A 14,499-nucleotide genomic window follows, 5' to 3' on the forward strand; every position below is an offset into this window, starting at 1 on the left:
TGAGCTTGACGCCGCCAAGCCGTTTTTTGTGATGCCGATATCTTCGGTGACTGGACAAAATATAAATGAGCTAAAATTTGCCCTGCTTGAGCTTCTAAAAAAGGAGCTGTAGATTGTGCTAAAGCCGCGCTACAGAGGGCTTTGACGAATGGAAGCTTCAGTGTGCCCGTATATGCGGTTAAATTTTATTTTTATCGCTCGCAAACGCCGCAAAAAGATAAAATTTAAGAAGGCGAAATGAATAAAATTTTTATTCTAGTATTTTTATGCTTCGGCGCATACGGTTGCGATCCCGCCGATCCGGTGCCGAATTTTATGGACTTTAACGACAAGGATAATGGCGGCGCGCTGAGCTTGCAGGAGTGGATGGCGAGCGAGGTGCCACATGGGTTAAAAGTAGAGCTAAATTTGCGCTCAGGCCCAGAATTTAAGAGATTAGACGCTAATCATGACGGCAAGATTAGCCTTGATGAGCTGGGAGCGAAACCGTCTGCAAAGATTTATTGGTCCGAAGATCCGTGCGCTTCTTGGCCGTGGAAGGATCAAGGCGGAGATGAAAATCAATTCGCCGTCAAATAAGGCGCACGAGCGTGAACCAGGGTTTATCTCACGGTATGCGTCAAATTTATTGCGAGCACGGTCGGCGCCCGTGTGATCGCTCGCGTCGCGATTTGGCTAAATTTAAAGGAAAAGAATGAATATAGTTTTTATGGGTACTCCCGAGTATGCGGCTAAAATTTTGCGCGTGCTTGTGGAGGCGAAATTTGAGATCGCGGCCGTATTTACGCAGCCCGACAAGCCTGTGGGTAGGAAGCAAATTTTAACTCCGAGCGAGGTGAAAATTTACGCGCAGAAGCACCTGCCCGCCGTACCGATCTTTCAGCCTGCGACACTCAAAGATGAGGCGGTCGCGGCACAGATAAAAGAGCTAAAGCCTGATTTTATAGTGGTCGCGGCATACGGTAAAATTTTGCCGCAAAGCGTGCTTGATATCGTGCTTTGCATAAACCTGCACGCTTCGATCCTGCCTAAATACCGCGGCGCAAGCCCGATCCAAAGCGCAATACTAGCTGGCGAAAAGCGGACGGGCGTGACGGCGATGCTGATGGATGCGGGGCTTGACACGGGCGATATGCTCGATTTTGCCTACACGCCTTGCGAAGACAAGACGGCGGCGCAGCTCTTTGACGAGCTCGGGGATCTGGCGGGTGAGCTTATCGTGCGAGTGTTGCGAAATTTTGCAAATTTGACGCCGATTAAGCAAGATGACGCGCAGGCTACGCACTGCAAAAAAATAAGCAAATCTGACGGACTTTTTGGCTTTGAGCAGAGCGCAGAGCAAATTTGTAATAAATTTCGCGCGCTAACGCCCTGGCCCGGGATCTATCTAGCTAGCGGGTTAAAAATTTTAGAACTAGAGCTTTTGCGCGAATCTTTCGGGCGTAAATTTCAATGCGCGGGCGAAATTCTGCACGTCGATAAGCTCGGCTTTTGCGTTTCTTGCGGTGAGGGCGCGGTTAAGATTATGAAGGTACAAGAGCCCGGCAAAAAGCCCGTGGACGCTAGCGCCTATCTAAACGGCAAGCGCCTTGGCGTCGGCGATATAGCTTTGTAATATGAGCAGAGCAACGGTAGCAAGCGCGCCAAAACATCAAATTTAGCGTAAATTTAAAAGGAATAAAATTTGAGAATAGAGTTCGCAGATAGCGTCCCATCTACGCAAAAAGTTTTGGTCGAAGGGCTGCGAAACGGCGAAATACAGCCGCCTTTTGCGCTCGTGGCAAAAGAGCAGACACAAGGTATCGGTAGCAGAAATAACACGTGGAGCGGGCTAGAGGGCAATCTGTTTTTTTCGTTTTGCATGAGCGAGACGGCGCTGCCAGGCGATCTAAAGGGCGAGTCGGCGTCGATTTACTTTTCGATGATAATGCGCGAAGTGCTCGCGGCTCGCGGCTCGCAAATTTGGCTAAAATGGCCGAATGATTTTTATGTTGGCGACAAAAAAATCGGCGGAACCTTGACGACGAGAGTCGGCGAAATTTACGTTTGCGGTATGGGTATAAATCTAAAAAACGCGCCCGAAAACGCTGGAATTTTAGATATAGACGTGAGCCCTAGCGTCGCGGTCGGAGAGTTTTGTAAGAGATTACAAGCAGCTCCGTCTTGGGCGGAAATTTTTAAAAAATTTGAGAGCGAATTTGAAAAATCAAGAGAATTTATCACGCACTGTGAGGGCGAAGAGGTGTCACTCAAATACGCAAAACTCCTATCTGACGGCTCTTTGGATATAAATGGTCGAAGGGTTTTTTCACTCAGATAAATTTGCTTAAATTTGACGTAAAATTTAATATTTTTACAAAATATCGGCGGGTACGCACCGCAAAATTCTTTCAGAAATTTTAAAGCCGAAACTAAACTTGGACAAAGTAAGTTTTTTGTAAAATTAATCAATTAAAAAACAAAAAATTGGAAAATTCTCATGTGTGAAATTATAACCATTGCAAACCAGAAAGGCGGCGTCGGAAAGACGACTACGGCGGTAAATTTGGCTGCATCGCTGGCGGTAGCCGAAAAAAAAGTCTTACTCATCGACATCGATCCACAAGCAAATGCGACAACTGGAATGGGTTTTAGTAGAAACGACTACGAATATAATATATATCACGTACTCACCGGCCGCAAAAAGCTGTCTCAAATAGTGCTAAAAACCGAGATACCGACGCTTTTTCTAGCGCCTTCAAACATCGGTCTCGTGGGTATAGAGCAAGAACTAAGCGAACAAAACAAAGACTATCAAAAGATACTAAAAAGTAAGATCGAAGAGGTCGAGGGGCAGTATGATTTTATCATCATCGATAGTCCTCCGGCACTGGGCAGTATCACCGTAAACGCTCTAAGTGCTAGCGATAGCGTGATAATCCCGATACAGTGCGAATTTTACGCATTAGAGGGACTTGCGCAAATTTTAAATACGGTAAAAATCATCAAAAAAACCATAAATCCGAAGCTAAATATCAAAGGATTTTTGCCGACTATGTACAGTTCGCAAAATAACCTCGCCAAGGAAACAGTGGCAAATTTAAAGCAGCATTTTGAAAATAAACTGTTTAAAAACAAGGATATGGGCGACGAATTCGTAATAGTACCGCGAAACGTAAAGCTTGCCGAAAGCCCGAGCTTTGGTAAGCCAGTGATTTTATACGACATAAAATCACCCGGCTCGGTGGCGTATCAAAATTTGGCATGCTGTATTTTAGGATAACAAATGGCTAAAAAAGGCGGACTAGGGCGCGGACTAGAAGCGATTTTGGGCGATGTGGAGCTTGCGTACAAAGCTGAGCTAAACGAGGGCAACAGTGATATGGTAAAAGATATCGACTTGGACTTGATCGTGGAAAACCCGTATCAGCCGCGTAAAAATTTCGACGAGACCGCGCTAAGAGAGCTTAGCGAAAGTATCAAAAGGCACGGACTTATACAGCCTATCATCGTCATAGAAAAAGACGGCGGATATATGCTGATCGCGGGCGAGAGGAGATTTCGCGCGACTAAGCTACTAGGCGAAAGCAAGATAAAGGCCATAGTCGCCGACATCGAAAGTCAAAGCCTTCGCGAACTAGCACTCATAGAAAATATCCAAAGAGAAGACTTAAATCCGATCGAGCTTGCGAATTCCTACAAAGAGCTTATAGACGAATACAAAATTACGCAGGACGGGCTTGCAAACATCATCCACAAAAGCAGAGTTCAGATAACAAATACCATGCGGCTTTTGAGCCTTAGCGCCGTGACGCAGGAGTATATAAAAGAGGGCAAACTAACGCAAGGACACGCCAAAGTCATCGTAGGTCTTGAGCCAAACGACGAAAAAACGGCGGTTGATACTATCATCGGGCAGCGTCTTAGCGTGCGCGAGACGGAAAATTTAGTCAAAAATCTAAAAAATAAGCTGCCGCCTAAAGCCGCACTTAAGCTAGATGAGAGATACCTTGAAAGACTAACAAATTTAAAAGAGATTTTTTCTAAATTTGACGTGCCGGTTAAGATAAAAGGCAAAAAAATCACTATCGAATTTGATGACATAGCAGATATCGATAGGCTAATAAACAAGATAAAATAAAAATATTTCTTTAAATTTAGCTTGTTTTATCTTTTTTTTTTGTAAAATAAGCACGATTTTATTATGCTTAAGAAAATATTAAACTTTAAGGAGATTTGATGTTGGAAATTAATTTGCCGCTAGTCGTCCTAACGGCAGTTATTTTTCTAGGGCTTATCGCCGTTTTAAATTCCATCCTTTACAAGCCTCTACTTAATTTTATAGACGCTAGAAACGATGCGATAAAAAACGACGAAGAGAGCGCTAGCAAAAATACGAGCGATCTTGGCGTGTATGAAGCGCAGATAGAACAGCTCATAGCTGCCGCAAGAAACGAAGCTGGCAAGATCAAGCAGGAGGCTATCAATGCCGCAAAAGATGCGGCCGCTAAGATAGTTAGCGAAAAGCGCGGAGTTTTGGAGGCTGATTACGATGCTTTTATTCAAAATTTAAACTCTCAAAAGAGCGATTTTAGAGCTGATTTGCAGCAAAAATTGCCTGAACTTCAAGCTGCTTTAAAAGCAAAACTCGCAAGGATTTAATATGAAAAGCAAAATTTTACTTTTATTATGTCCTTTTGTTTTAATGGCGGACGGCGGATACGACATCGTGCCTAGGACGATAAACTTTATCGTTTTTGCCGCGATTTTGTATTATTTTATAGCGAACCCTATCAAAAATGCCTACAAAGGAAGAATCGCCGGTATCGCGGCGAGACTTGATAATATCGAGCAAAAGCTAAAGGACTCAAAAGCCAAAAAAGACGACGCTCTAAGGCGCGTAGAAGAGGCTAAAGCAAATGCGGCTAGCCTAGTAGAAACGGCTAGAAAAGAGGCTGTTTTGATTTCTGAGCGTATCAAAGAAGAAACCAGACAAGAGGTCGCAAATTTAGAAAAAAGCTTCCAAGACCAAAAAGAATTTGAAAAAAGACGCATGGTTAAGTCCGTTGTGGGCGAAATTTTAAATGAAATTTTTTCAAGCGATAGTGTGAAAATGGATCAAAGCGAGCTTATAAATATCATGCTTAAGAGGGTCGGCTAATGAAAGAACTTATAGCAAAAAAATACGTAAAAGCCCTAGTTGGTGACCTTAGCAAAGATGAGTTTAATAGCTTTACCGCCAAGCTACAAGAGATCGCAAATGCATTTGCAAATGAAAAATTTCAAAATATCATCGTTTCGCCGAATTTAAAAAATAGCCAAAAAGCGGATTTTGTTCTATCTTTAGTCGGTGAGGCGGATCAGAAATTTGTAAATTTCATAAAGCTACTCGGCGAAAATAAAAGGCTTGATATTTTGCCTAATATCGTTTCGGAGCTTTTGGCGCAAAAGTCAAAAATGGATAATGTTTTTTACGGTAAAATTTACGGTGGCTCGCAGATTAGTCAGGCTCAAATTTCAGAGCTCGAAAGCAGCTTTTCTAAGAGATTTAACGCAAAAATCATTTTAGAGGCGGTAAAAAGCGACTACAACGGTATCAAGATTGAACTAGACGATTTGGGCGTGGAGACTAGCTTTTCGGTAGATAGGCTAAAAGCCCAAATGAGCGAATACATATTAAAAGCAATATAAAGGAGAAAAAGCGTGAGTGCAAAAATAAAAGCAGATGAAATCAGCGCCATCATCAAGGAAAGGATTGAAAATTTCAGCCTTAACGTTGATGTGAACGAGACGGGCAAAGTTATATCCGTAGCCGACGGCGTTGCTAACGTTTACGGCCTAAAAAACGTTATGGCTGGCGAGATGGTCGAGTTTGAGAACGGCGAAAAAGGCATGGCTCTAAACCTAGAGGAAAGCAGCGTCGGTATCGTTATTTTGGGTAAAACGGACGGCATCAAAGAGGGCTCGAGCGTAAAACGCCTAGCTAAGCTCTTGCGCGTTCCTGTGGGCGATGCTTTGATAGGCCGCGTTGTAAATTCACTCGGCGAGCCGATAGATGCTAAAGGCTCGATAGAAGCTAGCGAGACTAGATTTGTTGAGGAAAAAGCAAAAGGCATCATGGCTAGAAAGAGCGTTCACGAGCCGCTTCAAACGGGCATCAAGGCTATCGACGCGCTAGTGCCGATCGGTCGCGGACAACGCGAGCTCATCATCGGTGACCGCCAAACGGGTAAAACTACCGTCGCGATAGACACAATTATCAACCAAAAAGGTCAAGACGTTATTTGTATCTACGTAGCGATCGGGCAAAAACAATCAACGGTCGCGCAAGTCGTTAAAAAACTTGAAGAGTACGGCGCTATGGAGTATACCATCGTCGTAAATGCAGGCGCTTCTGACGCTGCCGCGCTTCAGTACCTAGCTCCATATGCGGGCGTAACAATGGGCGAATATTTTAGAGATAATTCTAGACATGCCCTAATCATCTATGACGATCTTTCAAAGCACGCCGTCGCATACCGCGAAATGAGCTTGATTCTTCGCAGACCGCCGGGTCGCGAAGCGTATCCTGGCGACGTTTTCTATTTGCACTCTCGTTTGCTAGAGCGCGCATCTAAGCTAAATGATAAGCTTGGCGCAGGTTCTCTAACGGCTCTTCCTATTATCGAGACTCAAGCAGGCGACGTTTCGGCGTATATTCCGACGAACGTTATTTCTATCACCGATGGTCAAATTTTCCTTGAGTCTGATCTATTTAACTCAGGTATCCGCCCTGCGATCAACGTCGGTCTTTCGGTTTCTCGCGTCGGCGGCGCGGCCCAGATAAAGGCAACTAAACAAGTTTCTGGAACATTGAGACTTGACCTTGCGCAATACCGCGAGCTTCAAGCGTTTGCACAGTTTGCGAGCGACCTAGACGAGAGTTCGAGAAAACAGCTCGAGCGCGGTCAAAGAATGGTCGAGGTATTAAAACAGCCTCCTTACAGCCCGCTCGCAGTTGAAAAGCAAGTCGTTATTATCTTTGCCGGTACGAAAGGCTACCTAGATGATATCCCGACTGTAGCGGTTACAAAATTTGAAGCTGAGCTTTATCCTTATATTGAGGCGAAGTATCCTGAAATTTTCGAGCAAATTCGAACAAAAAAAGCACTTGATAAAGAGATCGAGGAGCTTTTGCATAAGGCGCTAAAAGACTTTAAAGCGACGTTTGCCGCTAACTAAGGCTAGAATATGTCAAATTTAAAAGATATAAAACGAAAGATCAAGAGCGTCCAAAATACCCAAAAAACGACGCGCGCAATGAAGCTGGTATCTACAGCCAAACTTCGCAAGGCTGAAGAAGCCGCTCGTCACTCTAGGGTTTATGCGCTCAAGATCAATGAAGTTTTATCTGAAATAGCCTATAAAATCAACCAATATCGCTCCGTAAATGCCGAGAGCAAATTTTTCGACGTTAAGGAGAATATCGAGAAGGTTGATATTATATTCGTCACCGCAGACAAGGGGCTTTGCGGCGGTTTTAATATTCAGACTATTAAAACCGTTAGAAATATGATTAACGAATTTAAGGCGAAAAAAGTAAAGATAAGACTTCGCGCGGTAGGTAAAAAAGGTATAGAGTTTTTTAGCTTCCAGGGTATAAATTTGCTTGAAAAATACGTCGGCGTAAGCTCGTCTCCTACTTATGAGAAAGCTCAAAATATCATAAAAGACGCGATAGACGACTTCATAAGCGGTACGACGGATAAGGTTATTTTGGTACATAACGGCTACAATAACATGATCTCTCAACAAATTCGTATAAACGATATCGTGCCGGTCGAGCCGCCGAAACTCGTCGAAGTCGAGACGAATTCTTTGATGGAATTTGAGCCGAGCGACGACGGTAAAATTTTAAACGAACTACTTACGAAGTATTTCGAATATAGCATGTATTACGCTTTAGTAGATAGTCTTGCAGCCGAACATAGCGCTAGAATGCAGGCGATGGATAATGCGACCAATAACGCCAAAGAGCGCGTCGCACAGCTAAAACTATCGTATAATAAGGCTCGCCAAGAGTCTATCACCACTGAGCTTATTGAGATCATCAGTGGCGTCGAATCAATGAAATAATTAAGGAGTATGGATGAAAGGTATCATTTCTCAGGTAATGGGTCCGGTAGTCGACGTCGATTTCACGGATTATTTACCCAAGATCAACGAAGCCGTTGAAGTAAATTTCGAGGTTGAGGGCAAGCAAAATAGACTTGTGCTAGAGGTTGCCGCGCACCTTGGCGATAACCGCGTAAGAACTATCGCTATGGATATGAGCGAAGGCTTAACTAGAGGCCTTGAGGCTACGGCTTTAGGCGCGCCTATTAGCGTTCCGGTCGGCGAAAAAGTTTTGGGAAGAATTTTTAACGTCGTCGGCGATCTAATCGACGAGGGCGAGGGTGTAGAATTTGACAAAAAATGGTCTATTCACCGCGATCCTCCGCCGTTTGAAGAGCAAAGCACAAAAAGTGAAATTTTTGAAACAGGCATAAAGGTAGTTGACCTTTTGGCTCCTTACGCAAAGGGCGGTAAAGTTGGACTATTCGGCGGTGCCGGTGTCGGTAAGACGGTTATTATCATGGAGCTGATTCACAATGTTGCATTTAAACACAGCGGCTACTCTGTATTTGCAGGTGTTGGCGAGAGAACGCGCGAAGGAAACGACCTTTATCACGAGATGAAAGAAAGTAACGTTTTGGACAAAGTTGCCTTGTGCTACGGCCAAATGAACGAGCCACCAGGAGCAAGAAACCGTATTGCTCTAACAGGCCTAACAATGGCTGAGTATTTCCGTGACGAGATGGGACTTGACGTTTTGATGTTTATCGACAATATCTTCCGTTTCTCTCAGTCGGGTGCAGAGATGTCGGCACTTCTTGGACGTATCCCGTCTGCCGTTGGTTATCAGCCGACTTTGGCGAGCGAAATGGGTAAATTCCAGGAGAGAATTACGTCAACTAAAAAAGGTTCAATTACTTCGGTTCAAGCCGTTTACGTCCCTGCAGACGACCTTACCGACCCGGCTCCTGCGACCGTTTTTGCGCACCTTGATGCGACTACCGTTCTAAACAGAGCTATCGCGGAAAAGGGAATTTATCCTGCGGTCGATCCGCTTGATTCAACATCAAGAATGCTCGATCCTCAAATTTTAGGCGGTGAGCACTATAAAGTCGCTCGCGGCGTGCAGGCGGTCTTACAAAAATATAAAGATCTTCAAGACATCATCGCTATCCTTGGTATGGACGAGCTTAGCGAAGAAGATAAGGTCACGGTTGACCGTGCTAGAAAGATCGAGAGATTTTTATCTCAGCCGTTCTTCGTTGCCGAGGTATTTACGGGAAGTCCTGGTAAATACGTAAGTCTTGAAGAGAATATTGCCGGCTTTAAGGGAATTTTGGAAGGTAAATATGACGATTTGCCGGAAAACGCATTTTATATGGTAGGAAACATCGACGAGGCGATAGCAAAAGCTGAAAAACTTAAAGCCTAAATTTAAAGGAAAAAGTAATGAATAAATTACATTTAGAAATCGTTACGCCTGAGGGTTTAGTGTTTTCAAACGATATCAAAAGCGTAGTTTTGCCTGGTAGTGAGGGCGAGTTCGGGGTTTTGCCCGGACACGCTTCGCTTATTTCGCTTTTAAAAGCCGGCGTTATAGACATCGAGAGCGAAGACAAAAGTCATGATGCCGTCGCGATAAACTGGGGATATGCCGAGATAAACGAGGGTAAGGCGACCATCCTTGCCGATGGCGCCGTTCACGTGTCTGGAAATTCAGAGAGCGAAATAGCAAATTCATTGCAAAAAGCAAAGGATTTGATCGCTAGCATGAGTAGCGAGAACAACGCTATGGCTGCTGCCGTAGCAAAACTAGATAGTATGGCTCGGACAAGATAGTGGCTGGGCTTGATATTTTTTTGAACTACTTATCAAGAAGTAGTTTTATTACTATATTCGTACTTAGTTGGCTCTCTTTTTATTTCATAATAAGCCTTACCATACTTTTGTCTCGTATGGCAGGGCTTAGCTCTTGGCAAAAAAAAGAGCAAAATGCGCTTGAGTCGCTGTTAATGGGCGGCTCTAAACATACTCTAAACGACTCCGTTTTAAAAAGATTCGTAAGCGGCTCCATATCTAAAGAAAAGCTTTCGGTCGCCGTTAGTATTTCAGAGAGGAATGCTACTAGCGGCATTACTTGGCTTAGCATTATTGCTTCTACATCGCCTTTTATCGGACTTTTCGGTACGGTTGTTTCTATCTTGGAGACATTTTCTCAGCTTGGTCAAGGCGGAGGAAATTCGTCGTTAGGAGTTATTGCTCCAGCTATTAGTGAGGCTCTCGTGGCTACCGGAGCAGGTATATTTGTAGCGATTCCCGCTTATACGTTTAGCTTGCTTATCAAACGAAAAGCGTATGAGCTCATGGGTGTCATCAGGCGTGAAGTCGATATCCTAGTAACGCTTAAAGAAGATCAATGATAAATCTCGACGAAACTCCGGAGCTAAACATAACTCCGCTTGTGGATATCATGCTTGTTTTGCTGGCGATCCTTATGGTTACGACGCCTACTATTGTTTACGAGGAGCAAATTTTGCTACCGGACGGCTCAAAAACTAAAACATCCTCGGCTCAAAAAAAAGATTTGACTGTTATCGTTGATGCCACAAAAAAGGTTAGAATAGATCAAAATACCATGAATTTGCGCGAACTTCCTGACAATATAGTGCTTATCGGGGCAAAATACGATAAAAACTCGCCTGTTTATATTAAGGCCGACAAAAGCCTCATATACGATGATGTGATGTTTGTTTTAAAGAGCGTAAAAAACGCAGGCTTTACAAAGGTAGCGCTCCAGACTAATGGATAAATTTGATCTCAAATTTAACACTTCCGGTTACTTCTTACTATCGGCTTTTCTTTACCTTTGTATCATAAGCGGTATTTTTATCAAGCTTACCTATTTTAAGGAAGAGCCTAAAAAATACACCGATACTAAAGATGCTTTTATGGATATTATGATAGTTGAGCGCGAGCCTGACATCACCGTAAAAGCACCCGAGCCCAAAAAAGAGATTGTAAAAGAGGAAAAACCTCAACCGGTAAAGGAAGAGGTTAAAAAAGAAGAGCCAAAGCCGGACACTACAAACAAGCCGCCTGAACCGGATCCTGCACCGCCAAAACCTGAAGAAAAAAAGATCGAAGAGCCAAATTTAAAGGATTTATTCGGCAGTATTGATACCTCTAAGCTAAAAGAGGATAAGGTTACGAAGAAAAAAGAGCAACCAAAAGAGCAAAGTCGTAAAAAACCGGAAAAAGTCCAGATAACGAGCCAGCAAAAAAAAGCTAGCGACGTTATAAATGCGCTTACTTTAGATCAGGTTGCCAAGACTCCAAAGTCGCAAATGACAGGCGAATACAACGAATACTTCGGTATGATTAGTAGAATTTTACAGAGCAAATGGAGTGCTTATAAGGCTGATTCTACCGATGAGGCGGAGGTTGAGATCGTCATTGGCATTGATGGATCGTTTAGTTACGATATAAAAAAGTTATCGTATAATAGCGAATTTAATAACAAAGTTAGGGATTTCTTGCAAAGTATGACTTTTGAGAAATTTCCGCCGCCTACTCAGATAGGCAGAGCTGTTAGGCTCGGAACCAAACTAGAAGACAAACTAGAATAATGGAGGAAAAATGAAGAAAATTTTACTTTTTCTTACTTTTACCAGTTGGCTTTTTGCTGTTGATGCAACTATTTCGGTCGTCAACAAAGGCTTAGCCCTACCAAAAATCGTGCTTCAAGACGCTACAACGGCCGTCGGCGATCAGGCTTTTAAAAGCAAATTTCATAAAATCATGTTGGGCGACTTGAAGGTCAGCTCTGATTTTGAGGTTGTGGACGAATATATCGCCAGTAGCTATGAGGGTGACTCGAATACGAACGTGATGAGTGAAAAAGGTGCACAGCTTATATTTAGATACGCGCTTGAGGGCTCTGCAAACTCGCCTCTAACTCTCAGAGTTAAGCTAATAAATGCAAAAACGGCGACTACTCAGTACGAGAAAATTTATAATATGAACGACGGATCAAAGTATCCGTTTATCGCGCATAAAGCGATAGTTGAGCTTATCAACGAGCTAAAAATGCCGCCTGTAAACTGGATGGAGAAATTTATCATCTTTGCCAAAGGAACTGGTTCAAAGCAAAGCGAGATCGTTATAGCCGACTACACTTTGACCTACCAAAAAGTACTTGTTCGCGGCGGTTTGAATATATTTCCTAAATGGGTAGGAGCTGATCAGAGTGCATTTTATTACTCTGATTACAGTGGCAAAAACTTAGTTCTTTATAGATATGACGTTGCAAGCGGCCAAAAAACTAAAATTTTAGATAGCAAGGGTGGTATGCTTATAGCCTCCGACGTTAGCCAAAACGGAGATAAAATTTTGCTAACTATGGCTCCGCAAGATCAGCCTGATATCTATATATACGATCTAAATTCAAAAAGACTATCTCAGGTAACCAACTATAGCGGCATAGACGTCAACGGCAACTTCGTCGATGGCGACAGACGCGTAGTTTTCGTTTCCGATAGACTCGGCTATCCTAACGTTTTCGCACAAAACGTCGATGGAAGCGGTTTTGAACAGTTGGTCTATCACGGCAAAAACAACAACTCCGTCAGCACCTATCAAAACTATATAGTTTACTCCAGTAGAGAAGACGGTAAGAGTAGCTTTGGAACGAGAGATTTTAACATTTACATGATCTCTACGCAGACTGATTACATCAGACAGCTTACCGCAAGCGGTAAAAATTTATACCCTAGATTTTCTAGCGACGGGCAAAGTGTAGTGTTTATAAAAGAGCTTGGCGGCCAGAGTTCTCTTGGTATAATTCGCGTAAATGAGAACAAAAGTTTCCAATTTCCGTTAAAAATCGGTAAAATTCAGTCTATTGATTGGTAATATTTAGTAAATTTTATGATATAATCACGTTAAATTTCTATAAAAGGATGAAAATGAAAAAAGTAGTTTTAACTTCTGCTGCTATTGCGGCTTTATTGTTGAGCGGTTGTAGCTCTAAAAACCCTGAAGTTGATATGAGCGCTGACGCTAATCAAAATATGGGCGGTATGAACTCAAGCGATAACATGATGAGTGATAGCGAGAGATTGCAACAATTAATCTCAAGCATTGAAGGTCAAGTTCAAACTGTATACTTCGACTTTGACAAATTTAACATCAAAGGCGACATGCAGTCTGCTATCAACACAAACGCAAGCCTATTTAATCAATCAGAGGCTCAAGCTCTTTCTGTAAAAGTAGAGGGCAACTGCGACGAGTGGGGTACTGATGAGTACAACTATGCGCTTGGTCTAAAAAGAGCAAAAGCTGCTAAAGACGCGCTTGTAAAACAAGGCGTTGCGGCTGACAGAATCACGGTTGTAAGCTATGGCGAAAGCAATCCTGTTTGCACAGACAAAACAAAAGCTTGCGACGCTCAAAATAGACGTGCTGAATTTAAAGTTCTTCCATAATTAATTTTATGACGAATTTAAAAACTTTCGTGGCTCTTTTTATAGGAGCCACTCTCTCTTATTCCGCCTCCAATGAAATTTCGGTATTTGATGCTGGAAATTTAGATAGCTCGAGTCCCTACGGTTTGACCGATAACGAAAAAACTTTTCTAAAGAACAAGCAAAACGTAGAAAATTTAAGTAGAAACATGGGCGACGTCGAGTCAAATTTAAATGCTATGCAAGAGCGCTTAGAGGGCTTGCAAAGTGTACTAGATGGACTAAACTCAAGAATGTCTAGGATAGAAAAAAGACTAAACGATATCGAAGGAAACGACGGAAATTCTACCGCAAAAAGTGATTTTGACGAGCTTAAAAAATACGTAGAAGAAAGCCGAAAAATACAAGAGGCTAACAACGCTAAAATCACCAAAGCCCTTAAGGATATGGGCGCTTTGATAGATAAGAGCAACGCCGCACCCGCTACCACAAAAAAAAACGATGAAGACAAGCCGGTAGCTAGCAATAGCCCAGCCGCTGCTGAGCCACAAGCTCCGAAAATTGATTTTACCAAACAAAAAAATCAAGATGTAGCAAGCGAAGCTAAAAAGCTATTTGACGCAGGTAAGCTCGACGATGCAAAGGCTAGATACGAATATCTTTTAAGCAAAGATCATAAGCCTGCAATGGCGAATTTTTATCTCGGCGAGATAGCGTATCAGCAAAAAGCTTACAACAACGCCATAAAATACTACCAGCAAAGTATCCAGCTCTACGACAAGGCCGAGTATACACCAAAGCTTCTTTATCACACTGCTATTAGCTTTGATAAGATAAAAGACACGGCGAGTGCGAATAAATTTTACAAAGCGCTAAAACTAGGCTATCCGGACAGCAAAGAAGCCAAAGCTGCACCTACTCGAAACTAAAACATTCTTTAATAAATTTAACGATATAATCACGT

The 14,499-nt window shown here is 42.9% G+C and carries 18 protein-coding genes and 1 pseudogene; all 19 read left to right on the top strand.

The features are described from left to right. A pseudogene (locus tag Q0546_RS06440) lies at positions 1–112 on the top strand (GTPase ObgE); the annotation flags it as partial. A gap of 125 nt (positions 113–237) precedes the next feature. Beyond that, complete coding sequence (locus Q0546_RS06445; RefSeq protein WP_298791549.1) at positions 238–579, top strand: hypothetical protein; 342 nt, start codon at positions 238–240, stop codon at positions 577–579. Between the two features lie 115 nt (positions 580–694). Next, a complete protein-coding gene (fmt, locus tag Q0546_RS06450; protein WP_298791550.1) occupies positions 695–1,615 on the top strand; it encodes a methionyl-tRNA formyltransferase in 921 nt (306 codons plus the stop codon). A gap of 69 nt (positions 1,616–1,684) precedes the next feature. After that, positions 1,685–2,320, top strand: a complete 636-nt coding sequence (locus Q0546_RS06455) for a biotin--[acetyl-CoA-carboxylase] ligase (RefSeq protein ID WP_298791552.1) — start codon at positions 1,685–1,687, stop codon at positions 2,318–2,320. 159 nt (positions 2,321–2,479) lie between these two features. Beyond that, positions 2,480–3,262, top strand: a complete 783-nt coding sequence (locus tag Q0546_RS06460) for an AAA family ATPase (protein WP_002947459.1) — start codon at positions 2,480–2,482, stop codon at positions 3,260–3,262. A 3-nt stretch (positions 3,263–3,265) separates the two neighbouring features. Then, entirely contained in the window at positions 3,266–4,120 is an 855-nt protein-coding gene (locus Q0546_RS06465; RefSeq protein WP_298791554.1) for a ParB/RepB/Spo0J family partition protein, read from the top strand. A gap of 98 nt (positions 4,121–4,218) precedes the next feature. Next, positions 4,219–4,641, top strand: a complete 423-nt coding sequence (locus Q0546_RS06470) for a F0F1 ATP synthase subunit B' (RefSeq protein ID WP_298791556.1) — start codon at positions 4,219–4,221, stop codon at positions 4,639–4,641. Between the two features lies 1 nt (position 4,642). Then, complete coding sequence (locus tag Q0546_RS06475) at positions 4,643–5,140, top strand: F0F1 ATP synthase subunit B (protein ID WP_298056487.1); 498 nt, start codon at positions 4,643–4,645, stop codon at positions 5,138–5,140. After that, the gene (locus tag Q0546_RS06480; protein ID WP_298791558.1) at positions 5,140–5,670 is read left to right on the top strand and encodes a F0F1 ATP synthase subunit delta; all 531 of its coding nucleotides are present in this window, start codon (positions 5,140–5,142) and stop codon (positions 5,668–5,670) included. The genes Q0546_RS06475 and Q0546_RS06480 overlap by 1 nt, the downstream gene beginning before the upstream one ends. Before the next feature lie 12 nt (positions 5,671–5,682). Next, complete coding sequence (gene atpA, locus Q0546_RS06485) at positions 5,683–7,200, top strand: F0F1 ATP synthase subunit alpha (protein ID WP_298791561.1); 1,518 nt, start codon at positions 5,683–5,685, stop codon at positions 7,198–7,200. Positions 7,201–7,209: 9 nt separating this feature from the next. Then, on the top strand, positions 7,210–8,094 hold the full coding sequence (gene atpG, locus Q0546_RS06490; RefSeq protein WP_298056484.1) for an ATP synthase F1 subunit gamma: 885 nt from the start codon (positions 7,210–7,212) through the stop codon (positions 8,092–8,094). Between the two features lie 13 nt (positions 8,095–8,107). Beyond that, the gene (gene atpD, locus Q0546_RS06495; RefSeq protein ID WP_002947477.1) at positions 8,108–9,505 is read left to right on the top strand and encodes a F0F1 ATP synthase subunit beta; all 1,398 of its coding nucleotides are present in this window, start codon (positions 8,108–8,110) and stop codon (positions 9,503–9,505) included. A 17-nt stretch (positions 9,506–9,522) separates the two neighbouring features. Beyond that, positions 9,523–9,912, top strand: coding sequence for an ATP synthase F1 subunit epsilon (atpC, locus tag Q0546_RS06500; RefSeq protein ID WP_002952434.1), 390 nt, complete (start codon positions 9,523–9,525; stop codon positions 9,910–9,912). Beyond that, on the top strand, positions 9,912–10,493 hold the full coding sequence (locus Q0546_RS06505) for a MotA/TolQ/ExbB proton channel family protein (RefSeq protein ID WP_298791563.1): 582 nt from the start codon (positions 9,912–9,914) through the stop codon (positions 10,491–10,493). Before atpC ends, Q0546_RS06505 begins: the two co-directional genes overlap by 1 nt. Beyond that, complete coding sequence (locus tag Q0546_RS06510) at positions 10,490–10,882, top strand: biopolymer transporter ExbD (RefSeq protein WP_009494953.1); 393 nt, start codon at positions 10,490–10,492, stop codon at positions 10,880–10,882. Before Q0546_RS06505 ends, Q0546_RS06510 begins: the two co-directional genes overlap by 4 nt. Continuing rightward, entirely contained in the window at positions 10,875–11,699 is an 825-nt protein-coding gene (locus Q0546_RS06515) for a TonB C-terminal domain-containing protein (RefSeq protein ID WP_298791565.1), read from the top strand. The genes Q0546_RS06510 and Q0546_RS06515 overlap by 8 nt, the downstream gene beginning before the upstream one ends. 10 nt (positions 11,700–11,709) lie before the next feature. Next, entirely contained in the window at positions 11,710–12,984 is a 1,275-nt protein-coding gene (tolB, locus tag Q0546_RS06520) for a Tol-Pal system protein TolB (RefSeq protein WP_298791567.1), read from the top strand. A 53-nt stretch (positions 12,985–13,037) separates the two neighbouring features. Further along, a complete protein-coding gene (locus Q0546_RS06525) occupies positions 13,038–13,556 on the top strand; it encodes an OmpA family protein (protein ID WP_298791568.1) in 519 nt (172 codons plus the stop codon). Between the two features lie 8 nt (positions 13,557–13,564). Continuing rightward, positions 13,565–14,464, top strand: coding sequence for a tetratricopeptide repeat protein (locus tag Q0546_RS06530; protein WP_298791569.1), 900 nt, complete (start codon positions 13,565–13,567; stop codon positions 14,462–14,464). Positions 14,465–14,499: the final 35 nt, after the last annotated feature.

The organism is uncultured Campylobacter sp., from assembly GCF_937997465.1.
Taxonomy (GTDB): Bacteria; Campylobacterota; Campylobacteria; order Campylobacterales; family Campylobacteraceae; genus Campylobacter_A.